We start from the raw sequence: 18282 nt of genomic DNA on the forward strand, positions 1-18282 counted from the left end.
GCCCTGCAGCACCGGGTGAGCTCGCGGTACCGATCAGCAGCTCGCCGGCGCTGAGCTCGGCGGGGATCACCATGGCCCCCGCGTCGGCCGGGACCGGCCAGGCACCAAAGGGGAAGGGAGCAGCGGGACACCGCCGCGCCGGCAGCGGCCCGCCGTTCTGCATGGCCATGTCTCTCCCTGGTACCGGATCCGGACTGCCGGCAGGCCCTGCAGCACCCGGTGAGCTCGCGGTACCGATCAGCAGCTCGGCGGGGATCGCCATGGCCACCACGTCGGCCGGGACCGGCCAGGCACCAAAGGGGAAGGGATCAGCGGGACACCGCCGCGCCGGCAGTGGCCCAGCGTTCTGCAGTACCTGGTACGCCACCGGGATCAGCACCTGCAGCGGTACCGATCAGCAGTTCGGCGGCACCGGCCGCAGTCGGTCAGATATGTTCAGACGGGTTGCTAAGACCCAAAGATGAGGGGAACAGCTGCAAGGGATACAGGCCAGCCCTGACCCCTTGTTGTTGATTTAAGTAGATGTTGGATTCCGTCTATTACACACCGGCTTTTTACTTACAATCCTGCTCAGCCTCAGCCTCAGCCTCAGCCTCAGCCTCCTCTGGCTGTGTTGGGTTGGACCGGCGAGTAATGAGCAGGAGCGGGCCAATCTGGCCAACTTCCTCTCGAATGTCATATTCAGGTAGGTCATTGGAAGAAATCAGGCGCCGCATCATCCTGCAGAACTCCTTAAATGAGCCTGCGCTGCCGCTGCGTTCATATATAGTTTTGAATGCCCATTTGGCGGTGTTTTTTCCTGCTGCTCGACGTGCGAGGCGATAGACAAAACGCCCTAGCCCGGGTTCGATCAAGAAGTAGTCAGGGTGCACGGTTAGCACATCTGGTTTCTTACCACCGGTTACTTCTCGATAAATCCAGTTTGGCGCTTCGATTTCTACACTGGACACTTTGCCTGTATCTGTACGGGATACAACGCGATAGGGGCCAATAAGGCTTTCTGCTTCTGTTTCACGGATCATCCGCTTACCGTTCGCAGATGGCTTTTCCCGCACGCTTTTTATTGTGGTTCCCAAGAGCCGGTCAAGTGCAGCCTCTAATTCGTCCGCTTGCCGGCCACCGTCGCCGCGCCTACAAAATTTGGCAATGTCAGATGCGTATGGAACGAATTTTCTTCCTGGCATTGCACCTCGACCTGCCTTGAACAAGTTCATAGACTCGGTTAGGTGCGAGATCAACATCAGCACTATGTCGTAGTCCCAAATCGACGCCATACCGTCAGGCCCCGCTTTCACTTCAACAAAACCATCCGGCAGGTCATACCGGATCACCTCACCAGCGCGTTTGTCTCGTTTAGATAATCGGAACAATGCAACGTCCATCAGACTACGGTTATCTTTTGTCGCTACGTCATACAGACTAGGGACAAAAAAATCAGGCTGTATGTCGTTCTCAGGGGGGGTGCGCATTGACGGTTTTATGTACGGCGCGCCTGGAATAATGCCACCCAGTGGTTTAGGGCCGCTCATGCTGAACCTCTCCTTTTTCAATGCTGATATGGCGGTGAGTCATAGACAAAAAACCTCTGCTTAGTGCACTGTTTTTGTTAATATCAAATCGTTTCGTGCGTCTGTCCTGGTTGGCAGCGCGATGTTCAACCAACACAAAGGGAGGTGCCACGCGGAATGTTTAGCCGATGCGACACCGATAGGAACGAAAGCGAAAAGCCGGTGCCAGCGGAGCGACTTATTTTTGCCTGCAATTTCCGTAAGGCCCGCAAGGCCGCAAAACTGAGCCAACGCGCAGTCAAGGATAAGACAGGATTTGCACAGTCATGGATCAGTGAAGTAGAAACTGGTAAGTCACCGCTCAACATCGACAACATGGCCGAACTGGCTAAGTGTGTCGGTGTGCCACTGTGGCAGCTCCTCGTCCCTCCGTCGTAACCGTCCCGTCCTTTTCTCTTTCGTTCTGTCGAGAAGCCCCCCCTAAAACGCGGGGGCTTCGTCGTTTTTATCTTGCCAAATTCCTTGCTTCAATGATAGGCCACAGACTATCATACGGGCTCAAACAGTGATAGTATTTAGACCATCTTTAGTCACGTTTAGGACAGAAAGGTATGGCTGAAACAGCACCTGATCCCAAGCCCTCCGGTATCGCATCAAATCGAGCTGAGTATGACAAGCGCATAACTGAAAAATTGCGACGCGAGCTAGGTGTGCAACTTTGCGGATTTTTGGAAGATCCAACAGTTCAAGAAATCATGCTCAACCCAGATGGAACTGTTTGGGTCGAGCGGCTGGGCTCGTCAATGGAAAAAGTGGGGACATTGGATGCGTCGCGAGCTGAATCCCTCATGGGGACAGTAGCGTCTACTTTACGCACGCAAATTACAGCGCAGAATCCGATCCTTGAATGCGAACTGCCACTGGACGGCTCTCGTTTCGAAGCATTGCTCCCCCCTGTTGTGTCTGCACCCACTTTCACGATCCGCAAGAAGGCATCGAAGATCTTCACTCTCGATGACTATGTGGAATCCGGCATCATGACTCAGTTGCAATGTGAGGCGATTGAATCTGCTGTTCGTAACCGCCGTAACGTGCTTGTTGTCGGGGGAACAGGCACGGGTAAGACCACTCTTACAAACGGCATCATCGACTACATGGCAAAAGCTTGTCCAGAAGACCGAATTGTGATCATCGAGGACACTGGCGAACTGCAATGCACTGCAAAAAACGTCGTGATTCTCCGAGCTGTCGATCATGTCGATATGACCCGATTACTCAAGGCAACTATGCGCCTGCGGCCCGATCGAATTTTGGTCGGTGAAGTCCGCGATGGTGCTGCGTTGGCCTTACTCAAAGCTTGGAACACTGGCCACCCTGGGGGCGCTGCCACTGTTCACGCAAATTCGGCTCCTGCGGGCCTCATTCGCATGGAGCAACTTGTTGCTGAGGCAACTCAGGCGCCGATGTACGCGCTGATCGCCGAGGCTGTGGACTTGATCGTTTCAATCGAGAAAACAGCCGGCGGCCGGCAAGTCAAGGAGGTCATCACGGTCGAAGGGCATGATGGCATTCACTACATTACCAAACCGATAAAGGAAGAAAATTAATGATCTCTAATGCGAAAGACTCTCCCTTCATGTCTCACACACGAGCTGCGTTCAACAACCCCAGCCTTTGGCTGATAACCGCGCTGTTCTTCGTACTTCTCTTTGGTGTCATCGAACCTGTTCACGCCGCTGATGCAACAGCGGGGGGCGGGGCGGGGCTCCCTTGGGAAGGTCCGTTGGCCAAACTCCGGCAGTCCATCAGCGGGCCAGTGGCCTTTGCAATTGCGCTGCTCGGTATCATTGCGTGCGGCGCCACGCTGATCTGGGGCGGTGAGGTTTCCGAGTTTGTCCGCCGGATCATCTACGTCGTAATGGTCGTCTGCGTCATTGTTTTCGCCAACAGCCTTTTGACTGGCGCATTGTTCGCCGGGGCGGTAGTCCCGCACGATGCAGTTATTTCCGTATCTGATGTGATGACGTATGCCCAGGATCATTCCGGCGACCTGGCCGGAGTAGGAGCGCGTTAATGGACCCTATGGGATCGCGTCGCCTGACGCCATTCTACCGGGCGCTTCATCGCCCGCAGCAACTCATGGGTGGAGAGCGTGAGTTAATGCTGTTCTCCATGCTTGTTGCGGGTGGCTTGACCATTTCGGCCCTTAACTTAGTGGCCACGGTCATCGGCGGGACGATCTGGTTGGTATGCGTCTACGCCCTGCGCAAGATGGCGAAATCAGACCCTAACATGTCCAAGGTCTACATTCGCCAACTCAAGTATGGGCACTATTACGGGCCGTTCTCGCGGCCCTATCGAGTGGCAAAGTCGCCACGTATTTACTGATAAGGAGTGGGGATGCTTGCGTTAGCACCTTTCCGTAGCAAAGCAGCTGGCTTGCCCGATTTGCTCAACTATGCCGCCCTCATTGACGAGGGCGTTGTACTGGGAAAAGACGGCTCGCTGATGGCTGGCTTCTTCTTCCGTGGTGACGACGCGGCATCCGCCACCACGTCAGAACGAAATTACCTGACCGCGTTGGTCAACCAGTACCTGGCCAGATTTGGCGCTGGTTGGGCGGTGTGGACCGATGCCTCTCGCCTGGCCTCTCCGGGGTATCCACTCCCTGAATCGTCACACTTCCCTGAGCCCATAACCGCCTTAATCGACGCAGAGCGTCGAGCTGATTTCATGAGAGATAATTCGCTGTTTGAAAGCGAATATGCCCTGATCCTGCAATATCTTCCTCCGAGCCGCAGAGACTCAAAGTTGGGTGAGCTGGTCTACGACGACGACGCTGTCGATGACAGTAACCCGGCTGACCGGATGCTGCTGGAATTTAAGAAAAAACTCGATGACTTGCAGGATGGCCTCGGTGATTTGATGCACATGCGTCGAATGGCCACTATTACCGTAGGGGAAGGGCAAGAAGCTTATCAGAGCGATGAGCTTTGCAATTATCTGCACTACGTACTGACAAATGAAACCATAGCATTACGGATTCCTGACTGTCCGATGTACCTGGATGCCTGGCTGGGTTTCCCGGAGCTTTGGCCAGGCGACACGCCGCGCCTTGGCAATAAATTTATTTCGTGCGTTGCTATCGAAGGATTCCCAGCCCATTCCTTCCCAGGCATCCTCGATATGCTCGATGGCCTGCCCATGTCTTATCGGTGGTCCTCCCGATTCATATTCCTAGAACAGCATGAGGCGGTCGCAGCACTCAATCGGTATCGTTTGAAGTGGCAGCAAAAAATCCGTGGATTTTGGTCACAGGTATTCAAGTCACAAAAGGGGGTGATCAACACTGACGCGCTGACAATGGCACAGGAAACCGAGATAGCCATGAACGACGCGAAATCGGGGTTGGTTGCTTACGGTTACTACACCCCTGTTGTGGTGCTGATGCACGAAGACCGCAATTTCCTGGCTGAGCAGGCTCGTTACGTTAAGAGGGAGCTTGAACGAAAGGGCTTTGCTGCCCGGATAGAGACTGTCAATGCGTTGGAGGCATGGCTTGGGTCGTTACCTGGGCAGACGTACCCCAATGTCCGCCGGCCTTTGGTGCACACCTTAAATCTCGCTGATTTGCTTCCCTTGGCCAGTGTCTGGCCGGGCCTGCGCGAAAACCCTTGTGATCTATACCCTGCGGGGTCTGCGCCGCTCATGCACACCGTTACGACTGGGGCTACGCCATTTCGTCTCAACCTGCATGTCGGGGATGTGGGGCACACCTTGATTTTTGGTCCAACAGGGGGCGGTAAATCAACTTTGCTGGCCATCTTGCAAGCACAGTTCCGACGCTATCGCAGTCGGCGCCGCCGCGATGGGAGCTCCGTGCCGGCAACCGTGACCGCGTTTGATAAAGGTCGCTCGCTCTACGCCTTATGTAAGGCCACTGGGGGCGTTCACTACGACATTGGTAACGACGAGGCAGACACTCCCGCCCTGACGCCGCTGGTTGATATTGATAGCGATTCCGAAGCGTTGTGGGCCGAAGAATGGATTGCTGCCTGCTATGAGCTGCAGGCTAACAAGGCACCTACACCTCAGCAAAAAGCTGAGATCCACCGCGCTATGAATCTGCTACGTGAGGCTCCCAGGGCGTTTCGTTCGTTGACCGACTATGTAACGACTGTGCAGGACGCCGATGTGCGCGACGCCCTCACGCACTACACCATTTCTGGATCAATGGGGCACCTATTAGACGGTAGGGAAGACGGATTAAAACCTTGCGACTACACGGTGTACGAAATTGACGATCTGATGAAAATGGGTGATTCGAACGCCATCCCCGTGCTGCTTTATCTATTCCGCCGCTTCGAGCGCTCCCTTAATGGCCAGCCGGCAATGCTGTCACTCGATGAGGCTTGGGTGATGCTTGGGCATCCTGTTTTCCGAGAGAAGTTGCGCGAATGGCTCAAAGAGCTGCGTAAGAAAAACTGCCTCGTCATCATGGCAACCCAAAGCCTCTCTGATGCAGTGAAATCTGGGCTGCTCGATGTGCTGCTGGAACAGTGCCCAACGAAAATCCTCTTACCAAACAAAGAAGCTGATTTGCACGGTACCAAAGAGACGCCAGGGCCGGCTGATCTCTACGCCATGTTTGGACTGAACAGCAAAGAAATCAGCATTCTGAAAAATGGGCAATACAAACGGGATTACTACTACAAGTCACCACTCGGCCGCCGGTTGTTTGAGCTGGGGCTTGGGCCTCTGACAAAAGCCTTTGTTGCGGTATCCGACAAGGAAGACCTGGCAGAGGTTCGGAACTTGATCAACGAGCATGGCAATGACTGGCCACTTTATTGGTTGCAATACAAGGGAGTCGAATATGAACAGTATCTTTCTCGCAAAGCTGCGTGATGGTGTTATTTCAGCAGTGATGACGATCAGCCTTGGGCTTGGTGTCGGGTTTTTCACGGTTCCAACGCAAGCTTATGCGATCTACTGCTCCAACTGCTCTACGTTTTATCAGCAGATGTATGAGTATGCAGAGGCGGTAAATACTGCATTGAACACGGCTGAACAGCTCCAAACACAAATTCAGCAGTACAACAACATGATCACACAAGGTGCAGGTCTGCCTACGTCGATGTTTAGCAACATCGCGGCTGACCTTCAAAACGTGGTCAGTATCTACAACAGGTCGCAATCGCTTGGCCGCAATATCCAAAACATGGATTCAGCCTTTAATACCCAGTTTCCAGGATTCCAATCATATCTGAGTTCGGCGGGGGCCTCGGCGGCCCCCGCATCGAGCACTATGCCAGATCGTTACGAAAAATGGTCACAGCAGGGGAGAGACAATGTGAAGTCTGCCCTGGAAGCGGCGAACCTCAATACCAACGCTTTCGATTCTGAGGATGCGCAACTATCTAGGATGGTTGCGCGGTCACAATCAGCTGTTGGCCGGATGCAGGCAATTCAAGCCGGTAATGAGATCGCTTCCCAAAACGTGCAGCAACTGCAGAAGTTGCGTGACCTGATGGCTACGCAAATCAACATGCAGGGCAATTATATGGCGCAGGAGCAAGACCGAATACAGCTTGATGATGCACTGCGTCAGCAGCGTCGTAGTGGCGTGATCACTCAAACAGGCAGCAATAAGGGGTACTAAATGATCAGTTTAAAACTGCACATATTCGCGCTCTTTCTGCTGGCCGCGGTTTGTGCTGGTAGCGTCGGCACGAAGTTCTTTATCAGTGTGGTGACCCCTGAGCCAATAGCGTGTGAACAAGTGCCAGGCAAGGGAAATACATTGAAGCATGTCGAGCCTGTCAACACTGGAAACCATAAGGGGTACTGAGATTGGCACTGCGTCATAAGTTCATTCTGGGGGGATTACTGCTGGCACTTCTCGCGTTTGCGACCAGTGTGTCAGCAGCTGATCTGCACGATCCTAGCGGATCTTTTACTGGCCTCCTTGACCTCGTTAAAAATAGCGCGGCTCGCTGGGACAGTAAGCTCCGAGGCTATGCCATAACACTATTTTGGGGGTTGGCCGGTATACAGTTCATTTGGACATTCATGCCGCTGGTGTTTCGGCAGTCCGATTTTAGCGAGCTCATCGGCGAGCTGGTGCGCTTTATTATGGTGATTGGGTTCTTTTATGCGCTGCTTTTGTACTCAGCTGATTGGGCTGAAAAAGTGGTGGAAAGCTTCCGAATTGCCGGCGCGACGGCCGCCGGCCTTAGCTCTGCACAGATGCGCCCAGGTGAAGTTTTTGGGATGGCCATCGAGCTGGCAAACACCATTGGCAACGTTGAAACATGGAACCCGCTCACGGCTACAATGGTGGCCCTCGCTGGCCTCCTGGTGCTGTTGTGTTTCGCGTTTATCGCCGCATTCATGGGGCTGACAATTATTGAATCCTACGTTGTCATTAACGCCTCTGTGCTGTTCATGGGGTTTGGCGCCTCACAATGGACACGCGAGTATGCGTTGGCCATCGTTCGCTATGCCGTTTCGGTCGGTGCAAAGTTGTTCATTCTGACATTGATCGTCGGCCTGATAGTAGATGCGGCCAAAACATGGCAAGCCGCATACAACCATGATGACGCAAGCATGTGGACAATGGTGGGCTTGGCCTTGGTTTGTGCCTATTTGGCAAAAACCATCCCTGAGCTTGTTGCTGGCATGATCAGCGGCATGTCGATGGGTGGGGGATCAAGTATTGGTGGGATGGCTGCCGCCGGCATTGCCGGCGCTACTGCTGCTATTGCTACCATTGCCACAGCAGGTGCAGCCGCTCCGGCAGCTGCTGCAGCTGGGGCCGCAGGTGCCGGTGGTAGTGGTGCAGCCGGCGGCTTGGCTAGTGCGCTGGGTGCCAGCTTGTCAGGAGGGGGCGCTCCCGCAGCGGCCTCAGCGGGGAGTGCAGGTGCTTCCGGCCTTGGGGCCAGCACAGGCGGGCAAACAGCGGCCAAAGGTGCATCGTCTGCCGGCGCTCGGGTTGGCGGTAGCAGTGCGCCGCAAGCGCCAGGCGACGCCCCGCAGCCTAGCAGCAGCGTAAAACAGGCTGCACAGGCAGCAAAACAGGCTGGGGATGCGGCCCAGGGGGGAGAGGAGAATAAGGGTCATCAAGCTGCACCAGCTGCAAACAGCAGTGAAAAATCCGATGAGTCTGGTACAGGATCCAATCAAGGGGGGAAAGAACAGGGCGACGACGCAAGCCGTGGTATCACAGGCCATCAGGTAGCATCAGGTGCTGTTCGAGCGGCGGGTATTATGTCTGCGATTGCCGTTCCTGGTATGGAAGGGGCCGCCGGTCTATCACTGGGAGCGGGTGCGCCGCAGCCATTACCAGGTGGCAGTGCTGAACCTGATGATTCTATGGCTCCTGCCGGTACCGAAACAGGGCAACAAAATATCATACGTCCAGCGGCGCCGGCGCAAGCTCCCGGGAGCGCACCAGGTGCAGCTGGGCAAACCGGATCGGACACCAAAGGGGAGAACGGTTCATGATAGAAACCATCTGGTTTTTACTGCCGTTTTTGGCCATGTTCTTGATAGGTCTTGGACTATGGGCGCTTGGGCAGTTTATGCGGCGAAAAGGCTATGGCGAACAGCTCAACAAGATCGATAAGAAAGTAACCGCAGCACAGCAGCAAGCTCACTATCTCCTGCGTCCCATAGGGGGGGCGATGCTGGGCTTGGGACGTGGATTTAGCAAGGCCCCCCTGTTCGGAAGTCGCCGCCAGCGCGACGCATGGGACAAGTTGGAAGAGTTGTCTAAGCAGCAGGATAAAGACCTCTAATAACTGATAGGAAGAAAGCCCCCTCCAGAGCTTGCCTGGGGGGGGCTATTTGTTTAATAATATATGTTATAGGCTATCAAGGACAAACGGACTGACAATGCACCCCAACATCAAAAAAAAGGCAACTCAAGAGAGAGCCCCGAAAGCCCCGCCTGAAACACCTTACCTGGCCGCCCGTAGAGAGTGGAACGAGCGTTATGGCAGTCACATCATTGAAGCACGCAATTGGCGCACAGCTGCGCTCATCGTCGGCGTTTCTCTGATTTTCTCTGTGGCAGGGAACGTTATTCAGGCAGCGAACGAAAACATCGCCGTCTATTACGTTAACACCGATAACAACGGAAAAACCCGCGAGATCTGGCGAGCTGATGAGTCTACACCGGGACCGAGGACCGAACAGATCAGAGCTGCATTACAAGACTGGGTGCTCGGTGCTCGCACTGTTTACACCGATAACCGGGCAACCAAGCGCGTCGTAGATGCTACCTACGCGATGACACTTCCTGATAGTGCGGCATATCAGACGTTGGCTGCGTATCACCGCGAAAACAACCCATATGCCAGGGCTGCAAATGAAACAGTAGAAGTGGCCCTGCAGACCCCCGTCCAGCTCTCAAATGAAACATGGCAAGTCGAGTGGTTAGAGACGGTTAAAAACCGCAGTTCTGGCAAAGAGATAAGCAGCAAACGCTATCAACTGACAGCTAACGTCCTGATTGCTTCTCCTAAAGATGAGGCTCAACTGCTGGCTAATCCTGTAGGCCTTTACATCCGCCAATTCTCTTGGCCTGTCCGCAACTAAAAAGAGTGGTGAAGCATGAAACAGACTCAATGGCTGGCGGGGCTGATCGTTACGGCTGTCGTCTCTCCCGCGTTTGCCCAGGTTCCTGCATTAGATGACCAGGGCTTACCAAGTGTGAACCTGGTATCGCCAAATACGATAACCCTGGACCGCAAAGAAGTTTACGGTATCAACCTGGCCAACCAATGGAAAACGAACCCAGAAAAACCACACAGGGGCGCAGATGGCAGCGTTAAATACCTTTTTGGTGCCACGCTCCCGACGTTAGTTTGCAGTCCCCTGCAGGTCTGCAACATTGAGCTGCAGCCAGGTGAAGTAGTGAACGATGTTCATGCGGGTGATAATGCTCGATGGAAGATCACCCCAGCCACTATCGGCAGCGGGGAGAAAGCCACTACGGTGATCGTGGTTAAGCCGACGGATGCCGGGCTGGTTACCAACCTGAGCGTGGCAACTGACCGGCGCCTGTACTCGATCAAGTTGGCAAGTACGCAGCGTGAATGGATCCCTGTGCTGTCATTCGATTATCCCGATGACGTAGAGCGTCAGTGGGCAGCATACCGCGAACAGCACGCCAAGCAGGTCTATAACAACACTATGCCAACTGGCCAGAACCTGGCCAACCTGGACTTTGGTTTCAGTATCGGTGGCGATAGCCCGAGCTGGAAGCCGGTCCGCGTTTATACGGATGGCAGCAAAACCTACATTCAGTTCCCCTCGTCTAGCTTCAACGGTGAAGCGCCGGCGCTTGTTGCCAAGGGCAACGATGGCGGCCTGTTCTCTAGTGCCAGTGAAAAAATCGTCAACTATCGCACGATAGGTGATCGCTACGTTGTTGATCAGGTTCTCGACAAGGCATCCCTGATCGTCGGGGTAGGTGGTGACCAAACCGAGGTTACGATTACACGCACGGGGGGTAGATAGATGACTCACCGTTACCGTTACTTGCTTGAATCGATCGCGGCGGCGTTTTTGTTAAGCGCTTGCGCAACCTCGCGCCCAACAATGTCTTACGTTGAACCAACGGTGACGATCATGGACGCGCAGACCCTCGCGAACGACACGGTAGCGTTTCTGGCTGATCCACTTCCACCTGCCAGAACAACGTTATTTATTGATCCTCCTGTAGTAAAGGGTGCGGATGCTTTGACAGCCACCATAGTCCCCGCTCTGCGGGCGAGGGGCTACGGGGTTTCTCTGGTAGATCAGAAGACCGGCCAGGCGAGTGGCCAAGGGGTATTACTACGTTACATTGCATCGTCTCTCGACAGCGGATTGCTGCTGAGACTGCAATACTTGGGAGTTGAGGCGAGCCGGTACTACCCGCGCAGCTATGACAGCTCACTACTCCCAGGTGCGCCGTTCACTGTGCGGGGGGGGAGGCCGGTGCTGCCTTTGGCTGTAGCCGCCACAGCTGCGGCTTCCACACCTTCGGTATACCTCGGCGCCCCGATAGAAAAAGAGAGCACGCCTTTTATTTTGGTGCCTTCCCAGGGGAAAAGTGGCGCATTAAAAACTGCCGACCAAGAACCTCAAAAAATAGCGAGTGTTGGGGATGACCTGAGCAAGACGATTGCCCGTAAGGTGGCGGCTATTTCTGATGCGCCAGCAACTTTAGGAGCACCGTTACCGGTCAAAGAAGTCACAAATGAGGTGCCATCTTCTGTTCAGGTCAAGTCAATTGTACAGGCTCCGGCGGAGGATAAAGCCCGTGAAGACCATACATGGCCAACGCTGAGAATTGGATATGGTGAATCACCGCTTATTGCGATTAAACGATGGGCCGCCCCTCGGGGTTATACCAATGTTATTACAGACCTTTCCGACGGTTCAAAAATGTTGAACATCAAGCTAAACCGACCGGTTGAAAAGGGTCAGAATTATTCTGACACGCTAGATGCTTCACTTGCGGAAATGTCCGAATCCTTTGCGAGGGAAAATAAGGCTCAGCGGTTCTATGTATCTAAATTGACCGATGAGAAAACAATAGTAATCCACGACAAGGGTTTGGGGCGCGAGGCGAAATCATTTAAGGTTCAGCCAGGCTCTTTGATGGATAACGCCTACCGATTGGCGGAAATGTTTGGGTGGCAAACTAATATTAATTCTTGGTTGGACGACACCCCGAACCCTGACATATCAACACCGTTCAATATTTATGTTTTTAACGATCCTCTCGATGCGTTTAAGAAGTTGTTTGCTCAATACCAAGTTCAGGCTCAGTTGGTGCAAGGGACCAATGAGGTTTATTTTGTTAAGCCGGGATATTAATTATGAAAAAGCCGAATTTCAATAAGGCAGTTTTTTTGGCAGTGCTGGTTTTATCTGGTTGCGCGACGCAGAAAAAAGCCGACTCGCTCATTGAGCAAGCAAGGAAAGAGCTTGCTCAAAAGTCAGTTTACGATCCTGTGAATAGCACCAAAGCCAAATACGTTTCCACTGCTCCTGTATTCTCTCAGTCAAGAAAACAGAGCGATATTCCTGCCTGGGCGAATCGTAGGGTCTTGGCCATCAATGCTAACGGGATCCCCTTTGGTCTGTTGGCAGATCAGCTGGCCAGGATGGGGGGCGCTAACGTAAACATGCTTGATGTGGAGCCTAATCGTTCTGTTCGTGCCAGCATTCCTGCAGGCGTTCCTCTTTGGCAGGCGCTGGATATAGTAGCGGCTTCCACAGGGTACAGTTACGAGTACACCCCTACAGGCGTTGAGTGGCGAAAACTGGTTGTCAGGGTATACACACTGCCGACCCCCGTGGGTGAGCGAGATTTCAAGCTGGGAACTGATGACACGAAGGCAGGAAGCGCGATCAACTTCAACGCGGGTGGGGGGGGCAGTAGTTCAACCAACGTGACTTCTACCACAGCAAGTGGTGGAGAGCAGTATTCCAGACTGACCGGCACACCAGACAGATTCAAGGAAGGTCTGGAAGCTCTGCAGGCGCTGGTCGGTAAAGCAGGGGTCGTGACAGGTGTAAAATCCTCTGGCCAACTCGTTGTGAAAGCGGAGCGGCCGATCATTGCCCAAACCGACACTTTCATGAAAGAGTTCATGCGAGATATGGGGCGCCAGGCTCGGATGGAAGCAAAGCTGTTGATGTTCAGCAGTAATGAAAGCGAAAACCACGGAGCCGACTGGAAATTGGTATATACAGCGACCGATGGTTTGCTGTCCTTTGATACCCAACAGGCCACACCTGGGGGCAGCGGGGCAAGCCCTAGTAAGTTGAGCCTCAAGGCCACTGGGGGGCGCTGGAGTGGCAGTGAGCTGCTTATTAATGCCCTGCAAGAGCAGGGAACTGTAAGCGTAGTTACCGAACCAACCGACATTTTGAAAAATAACGTGCCTACTCAGCTTGGTACTATTGATTCAAAAGCGTTTCTGGCTGGTACGAAAGTGACACCTAACCCCGATGGCGCATCGAGCACAGAAGTAACCGCAGGGGTTGTGGATCAGGGCTTGAAGCTGTTCATTCTGCCCAAATTTCTGACTGACGATAAGATTAGTCTCTACCTTTCCAGCAATATATCAACGTTGAATGGCATCACCCAGCGTCAGATTAATGAGGTTTATCAAGAGCAGCCGGAGGTAAGCCAAAACATCATTAACAAAGAGTTCGATATTAAAACTGGCGAGACATGGATTATTAGTGGTATCAAGCAAACCGTTTCTCGGCGGGGTGAGCGTTCAACTCTGGGATCCGTGTGGTTGGGCGGTAATAAGTCGTCAGATGTGGAAGTTGTTGAAATGATCCTGCTGATTACCGTAACTGACATTTAAGGTGGCCTATGTCTAGTGATGCAATACAGTTTGCTAGTCACGTTGAGCGGGTAGAGTTCAGCGGCCGAGCTTTGCAACGGATCATGACGGAGAAGGGGGCTCGTTACTGCCTGAAAATAGGCTCTAACATGCTCGCTATTTCTAAAACAAGCGGCTGCTTGTTGGGGGAGAGCCTGGCCGATCACCTTGGGATTAAAGAGAGCGGGGTGATCACCTATCAGCGTCAAGGTAAATACACCATTGTTTCATATGGAAATAATGGGGTGGTTTCTGCTGAGTACATTAATGTCCAGGCGGAAGACTATTACCTGCTGCTGGCTGGCGAGTGTGCAGATAAGCCTTTTCTTTGGGTTTCCTGTGATGATGATGAACTTTTTGCTATCAATGGTGAAATTCCAGACACTATTAATGTAAGGAGAATCACACAGGACGAAATAGATAGCTATTTTGAAAAAATGGCTGGAGGGGGGGCAGTAAAATTTACCCTGCACCGGCCAAAACGTGAAAAAGGGAAGTTAACCCCTGTTCTATTTTTTGTTGTTATTTCGTTTTTTTTGGGCTTGACATTATTGATGCTCAATTCTGGTGAGGAAGAAAAGCCCGTTGACCCATATGCGGAATATAAGCAAGAAATGAGCGGTGTGATGCTTTCATCAGCCATGAAGATGGCTGTAGACGCGGTTAAATCTTCGCTGGTTATAGCGACTTGGAAAGTTGACAACATTACTGTTGATGCTAACCAAACCACTATTTTGTTCGTTCCTGCTATTGGTGAAGGGGTAATGAAAGAGCTTTCTAGTTGGTGTCGGCAGAATGGGTATGCTTATATCATTTCGCAGGAAGGCGTTTTGGTTAACATACCACGGGTGGCCGAAATGCTGGATTCGAACAAAATACAGAGGGATATTAAAGGGAGCGTCGAACTTATATATGACGCCCTTAATAAACTCAGTATGTTCAAGACGGTTATATCACCAGCTGTTAGCAAGGGCAATTTCAGCCTCGTTCCAATTGTGTTCTCTGGTGATGGGATGGTGGTAGATGAAGTCAATGACTTGGCTTCTCTGGTGGCAAAATTCCCAATAAGGGTCGAAGCGGTGAAGTTAAAAACCACTGCTGTTGAATATGTTTTTGATGTATCAATCGCTGCCACGGCAATTGGCGAATAAAACTCGGAGTTTAATATGAAGGCTGATTTCTCGAAAAAAATTCGCAACCCATTAGTTTGGGGGCCGCTGCTTGCAGTTGTCGCTATCGGGGGCGGGATAGGAGCCCGCAAACTCATGGATGGTGCGCAGGCCTCATCACCAGAAGTGAGTGCCCAGGAAGTGCATGATCCTGTCTACTATCCGCCTCAGCGTATAGAACCGTCTGCCGTGGTGATTGAAAGCAAATCTGCTCATGTTCAGGAGCGGGTGGAGTTTGATGATGAGCTGCTGCAGCGTGCCAGGGCTTACAGATTGGCAAAAATTCAAGCCATGGAAGATGAGCTTAATAAAAAACCCGATATTCAGATGCAAGCAGGCTTTTCTCCTGCCCTGTTGACTCCGCCAGTGCCACCGAGTGGCGCCGCCCAAGAAGAATCTCCTTCTAGCCCGCTTGGGGTGGCAATGGTGGTTATGGGTCAAGTACCAATGGCATGGGTATCCAAGGGGAGCGAACAACCCCAGTCCGGCCGGGTGGGGGAAACTGTGTACGGGAAAAAAATCGTCAAGATTTCTCAAGAGCGGGTTTGTTTTTCGGATAAGAAATGTCTGAGGGTTAACTAAATGAATGCCATTGTGGAGTTACCGAGCATGAAAAAACTCGAAATCAGCGATGCCGGTGAGCAAGGTTACGAGATCCATTATTTCGGTATGGATGAAGTAAAAAAACTTTGCGATGGCGTTGATCTGGCCGTGACCAGGCACAAAGACTACCCAGGCAAAGCATTTATTCTCATTGGCGACAAGGCCAATACAAAGTGGTACCAAATTAAGGGGCTTTTAGAGAATAAAAAAATATCTGTTCATCGTGTTGTTGTCGCTCCGCAGATGCTGATGAATTTCATCCTGAGTGGCAGCAAAATCAAGTCAGGATCAGACTATAAAACCACGTCTACCGAAAAAGCTCTTTTTGGGATCTTGAAGGACAGTAAAACTTATGACGCCTCAGATATTCACATCCATGTCGAGGGTAATTACACCAGCGTCTATTTCCGTATAGATGGCCGTTTACGGCTGATGGAAGGGTATAATGGCCCTCAGACTCTTGGTAATTCGATTGGCCAGGCGATTTTTACAAGCCTACCCAAGCTCCCTGGTAATGAGTCGTCTGGCGACTATGCGGGGAAAGAGCGGCCGCTAGATGCAACTTTTAATGATGATGATGGCGGTCGCTGGCGCGGGGCTTTGTACCCGGCCGACGAGGGTCCGAGGATTACTATCAGGCAGCTCGGGAAGAGGACCGAAACATATATCAAGCTATCAGATCTCGGCCTATCCCCTCTGCAAATTGCAGCCATTAAAGCTGCTCTAATAAACGGCAAGGGGATGTTTCTCATCACCGGCCCGACAAGTTCGGGGAAAAGCACCACGTTGAGCTCGCTGCTCAGCATGTTGAATGAGGCCGGCGGCGTTGCTATCTACACTATCGAAGATCCTGTAGAGCGGATTTTGCCTGGCACGGCGCAAGCAACAGCCAACGAGTCATTTAAATCCGAAGAGAAACTGGCGAAGCAGTTATTGCGACAAGACCCTGACATCATTGGATTTGGTGAGTTGAGAACCAAAACTATGGTGGCGGCTTCTGTTCGGATGGCAACTACCGGCCACCTGGTGCTGGGAACCTTCCATACGAACGGAGCTGTAGAATGTGTTTCTAGCTTGGAAGGGGAACTGGGCGTTTCCTTGCACCGGTTAGCCACACCTGGATTCTTGAAGGCGGCCATGTATCAAGAGCTTGTGGGGAAACCTTGCCCAGACTGCAGCCTTGGGTTTGAGCAGATCAAAGACAAGCTAGACCCATTCGATGCAGAACGTATCCAGCGGATATATCCCGCAGAGTCTGCGAACTTTAGATTCATCAACGAACATGGTTGTGAAACCTGTGTAAACACAGGGATAAAGGGAAAAACAGCTATTGCGGAAGTAGTCCCCATTGACATTAAAGCCTGCAAATTTATAGCAGCAAGAGACATTATTGGCTGGAAAGAGTACCTCAGACAAAAAGGGTGGCCGATGATGCGCGATCACGCCATTGAGAAAATAAAATCTGGGATTCTCGATATTTTTTCTTGTGAGCAAATAGTCGGCAGCCTTACGTCTGACCCGATGGAAGAATTTGACATAGAAGAGTTTAGAAGGCTGGCATCCTATGAGTCTCAGTAAAACTGATCAGCAATTTTTTGTAATGAGCCTTGTTGCTTTGCTTAATGCAGAGAAGGGGCTTGTTTACTCATTGAATAAAATGTCGATGGGGGTAGGTAAGACCGCAAAAATCGCTAAAAGCGTATTGGATAGATACGAGGAAGAGTCGGGTGATATTTATAATGCTTTGGATGGTTTCGATGAAACTATTCGAATAGCCGCACATACAGCAGCAAAAAGAGGCATGTTGGTAAGAGGTCTTGAGGGGGCGTTGGAAAGCTTATCTGTCGTATCAGACAGTGCTTCAAAGCTCAAGATGGAAATTGCGATGCCTGCTTTCATGACGACCACCATGTTTAGCTCAATGATCTGGATGGGGCACTCTATGTTGCCGGCGATGGCTGAGTCCGTTGACCGGGATCGCTGGCCAATTGCAACAGAAATGCTTTATGACTTATCCCACTTCATGGGATCTTTTTGGTATGTGATTGCATTTGCCATGCTGAGTGTTTATTTGTTTTATCGTTGGACGCTCCCAAATTGGGAGTATTCACCTTATAGGAGGTTTGCTGAAACGGTTATTCCGGGATACTACCTTTATCGTCTTACCCAAGAGCAAAGTTTCCTTGAGCTGCTTTCTCTCCAAATGGAAGTGTCGCCTGGAATGTCTCCGGCTCTTGCAATTTTAAAAGAACGTGTTTCACCGTTCATGTCCAGCCACATAACTGAAATGGAATATTTTCTAGGAGGTGATTCAACAGAGGGGGAAGATAATGATATAGTATTGGAGGCTCTTAACACTGGATTGATTGACGAAGAGAAAATATCTCTTATCATCAACCTTAGCCAGGGAGGTACCGATATATCCGGAGCTCTAAAAACTGCTGTGCTGCAGGGGCGTAAGATACTTTCGATAAAACTTGGTATTTTTGGCAAATTAGTGTTGGGGGTTGCCGTAATGACAATAGCAGCGATGCTTATCATTATAATGTCAGCAATTGTCCCACTTGGATTTGCTCTGATGGACCAATACAACGTTTAAGTGTT

At 51.8% G+C, this 18282-nt stretch carries 18 protein-coding genes; 16 read left to right on the forward strand and 2 right to left on the reverse strand.

Annotated features, from left to right (window positions below):
• Both HB860_RS21410 and HB860_RS21415 read right to left on the reverse strand, forming a co-directional pair.
• A partial coding sequence (locus HB860_RS21410; protein WP_247627889.1) for a hypothetical protein occupies positions 1–367 on the reverse strand: 367 nt, incomplete at its 3' end.
• A gap of 187 nt (positions 368–554) precedes the next feature.
• A complete protein-coding gene (locus HB860_RS21415) occupies positions 555–1529 on the reverse strand; it encodes a replication initiator protein A (protein WP_247627890.1) in 975 nt (324 codons plus the stop codon).
• A gap of 156 nt (positions 1530–1685) precedes the next feature.
• Between HB860_RS21415 and HB860_RS21420 the strand changes: the two genes are divergently transcribed.
• The 16 genes from HB860_RS21420 to HB860_RS21495 all read left to right on the forward strand — a co-directional run bounded on the left by HB860_RS21420 (position 1686) and on the right by HB860_RS21495 (position 18277).
• Positions 1686–1946: a helix-turn-helix domain-containing protein gene (locus tag HB860_RS21420; protein WP_247627891.1), complete on the forward strand. Its 261-nt coding sequence runs from the start codon at positions 1686–1688 to the stop codon at positions 1944–1946.
• Positions 1947–2119: 173 nt separating this feature from the next.
• Complete coding sequence (gene trbB / locus HB860_RS21425; protein WP_247627892.1) at positions 2120–3115, forward strand: P-type conjugative transfer ATPase TrbB; 996 nt, start codon at positions 2120–2122, stop codon at positions 3113–3115.
• Positions 3115–3582 carry a TrbC/VirB2 family protein gene (locus HB860_RS21430; RefSeq protein ID WP_247627893.1) on the forward strand — a complete coding sequence of 156 codons (468 nt, stop codon included), beginning with the start codon at positions 3115–3117 and terminating at the stop codon, positions 3580–3582. Before trbB ends, HB860_RS21430 begins: the two co-directional genes overlap by 1 nt.
• A complete protein-coding gene (locus HB860_RS21435) occupies positions 3582–3896 on the forward strand; it encodes a conjugal transfer protein TrbD (protein WP_247627894.1) in 315 nt (104 codons plus the stop codon). Before HB860_RS21430 ends, HB860_RS21435 begins: the two co-directional genes overlap by 1 nt.
• Before the next feature lie 12 nt (positions 3897–3908).
• Positions 3909–6416, forward strand: a complete 2508-nt coding sequence (locus HB860_RS21440; RefSeq protein ID WP_247627895.1) for a transporter — start codon at positions 3909–3911, stop codon at positions 6414–6416.
• On the forward strand, positions 6385–7170 hold the full coding sequence (gene trbJ, locus HB860_RS21445; RefSeq protein ID WP_247627896.1) for a P-type conjugative transfer protein TrbJ: 786 nt from the start codon (positions 6385–6387) through the stop codon (positions 7168–7170). Before HB860_RS21440 ends, trbJ begins: the two co-directional genes overlap by 32 nt.
• Positions 7171–7361: 191 nt before the next feature.
• Entirely contained in the window at positions 7362–9014 is a 1653-nt protein-coding gene (trbL, locus tag HB860_RS22255) for a P-type conjugative transfer protein TrbL (protein WP_282101307.1), read from the forward strand.
• Complete coding sequence (locus HB860_RS21455; protein ID WP_247627897.1) at positions 9011–9307, forward strand: hypothetical protein; 297 nt, start codon at positions 9011–9013, stop codon at positions 9305–9307. Before trbL ends, HB860_RS21455 begins: the two co-directional genes overlap by 4 nt.
• Positions 9308–9404: 97 nt before the next feature.
• On the forward strand, positions 9405–10109 hold the full coding sequence (locus HB860_RS21460) for a type IV secretion system protein (protein WP_247627898.1): 705 nt from the start codon (positions 9405–9407) through the stop codon (positions 10107–10109).
• A gap of 15 nt (positions 10110–10124) precedes the next feature.
• Entirely contained in the window at positions 10125–11033 is a 909-nt protein-coding gene (gene trbG / locus HB860_RS21465; protein ID WP_247627899.1) for a P-type conjugative transfer protein TrbG, read from the forward strand.
• A 111-nt stretch (positions 11034–11144) separates the two neighbouring features.
• Positions 11145–12380, forward strand: coding sequence for a hypothetical protein (locus tag HB860_RS21470; RefSeq protein ID WP_247627900.1), 1236 nt, complete (start codon positions 11145–11147; stop codon positions 12378–12380).
• A 2-nt stretch (positions 12381–12382) separates the two neighbouring features.
• Positions 12383–13888: a hypothetical protein gene (locus HB860_RS21475; protein WP_247627901.1), complete on the forward strand. Its 1506-nt coding sequence runs from the start codon at positions 12383–12385 to the stop codon at positions 13886–13888.
• Positions 13889–13896: 8 nt separating this feature from the next.
• A complete protein-coding gene (locus HB860_RS21480) occupies positions 13897–15057 on the forward strand; it encodes a hypothetical protein (RefSeq protein WP_247627902.1) in 1161 nt (386 codons plus the stop codon).
• A gap of 15 nt (positions 15058–15072) precedes the next feature.
• A complete protein-coding gene (locus tag HB860_RS21485) occupies positions 15073–15657 on the forward strand; it encodes a hypothetical protein (protein WP_247627903.1) in 585 nt (194 codons plus the stop codon).
• A 27-nt stretch (positions 15658–15684) separates the two neighbouring features.
• On the forward strand, positions 15685–17256 hold the full coding sequence (locus HB860_RS21490) for a GspE/PulE family protein (RefSeq protein ID WP_247627904.1): 1572 nt from the start codon (positions 15685–15687) through the stop codon (positions 17254–17256).
• Positions 17243–18277: a hypothetical protein gene (locus tag HB860_RS21495; RefSeq protein ID WP_247627905.1), complete on the forward strand. Its 1035-nt coding sequence runs from the start codon at positions 17243–17245 to the stop codon at positions 18275–18277. The genes HB860_RS21490 and HB860_RS21495 overlap by 14 nt, the downstream gene beginning before the upstream one ends.
• Positions 18278–18282: the final 5 nt, after the last annotated feature.

The sequence above is a fragment of the Aeromonas genomosp. paramedia genome (assembly GCF_023093515.1).
Taxonomy (GTDB): Bacteria; Pseudomonadota; Gammaproteobacteria; order Enterobacterales; family Aeromonadaceae; genus Aeromonas.